The sequence below is a fragment of the Acinetobacter sp. YH16053 genome (assembly GCF_013417035.1).
Classification (GTDB): Bacteria; Pseudomonadota; Gammaproteobacteria; order Pseudomonadales; family Moraxellaceae; genus Acinetobacter; species Acinetobacter towneri.
This window is the reverse complement of record NZ_VPEP01000151.1, coordinates 1-1,131: the sequence shown is the minus strand read 5'-3', so window position 1 is coordinate 1,131 and position 1,131 is coordinate 1. Positions and strand designations below refer to the sequence as shown.

General features: G+C 35.5%; 2 protein-coding genes. Both read right to left on the bottom strand.

Going from position 1 to position 1,131, the window contains the following annotated elements; translation table 11 throughout:
• Positions 1–241: plasmid replication DNA-binding protein (locus FTV43_RS15725; protein WP_257224138.1), on the bottom strand; the 241-nt coding region annotated here is incomplete at its 3' end.
• Positions 242–301: 60 nt separating this feature from the next.
• Positions 302–1,131: replication initiation protein RepM (gene repM, locus FTV43_RS15720; RefSeq protein WP_179995862.1), on the bottom strand; the 830-nt coding region annotated here is incomplete at its 5' end.

Sequence of the window (1,131 nt, the reverse complement as noted above, 5' to 3'; positions counted from 1 at the left end):
CTTTCAGGACACTTTCAACCTCAGACTGGACGTGTACAGGTGCATCCCTTTGAACTTGTTCAGTACGTGTACTGGACTGAACACCAATTGGATTTCCATAAACTCTTATTAATTCTGATAGATCTATAAGTCCATCATTATCCCTTGATAATTCTCCATTTTTTATAGCTTCATAGATTGTTGTTCGTGATTTTTTAAAGGCTTTACTAGCGTCCATAACGCTAAATTTTGTTGTGTTCAATGTAGTCCCTCAGTGCATGTACACGGATGTTCATCTGAACATCCTACCTGAACATGAAGTTTATTTTGCGTTAAATCCTACTTTTTTAAGATACGGTAGTAGTTCTTCAAATTTCTCTTGATTCTGTAGCATTTCAGCAATTCGAATAGCAAATTGTGCATAGCTTTCGGTACCTTGAGAGTACTTACTCATGTCAGCAAGTTCTGACAGTTTATTAGCAAACAAATGGCGTTGTGCATCGGTCATTTTCGAGAAAAGATCAAGGGTATTTGAACTCTTACTATTTGCATTAGCTGTAACTCCTTTCTTTTGTTTGAAAGAAAATGAAAAACCTGAAATGTTACGTCCCTTTTTATGCTGTTCGTATTTAACATTGATATCTGAAAATTCGTTGATTTGGTCTACTGCAATATCTAAAACACGTCTCTTAAATGCTTCCATTCGAGTGTATTCGTTAACACCTATACCAAGTTGACTACGAAATTTATTTAATTCATAAACAGGCGTTTTCCCTACAGACTTCCATTGCATTAACAATTCATAAAGTCGTACAGCATAAACACTTTTGAAATCCGAAGTTTTTTTAAGATGGTAGCTAGTAAAATACTGTTCAAACCCATCTATTTTAGTGACATGTTCAATTACCACACGAGTTAGAGTCACCAATATCCGACCTTCACCTTTCCGATAATTAGCATCTTGAATCCAGCGACTTTTTGTTAAAGTTCCATCTTCATTGGTAATCGTAAATTGTCTTTTAAAAAGAGAATCTTCTGCTTCAATTAATGCTAAATAAGCTGCATCTGGAGAAACGTTAAAGGCTTTAGCATATCTAAGAGCATTTAGTTCTAATGGCTCATCGGTTGATAATCCTTGCCCCGTTTCACGAG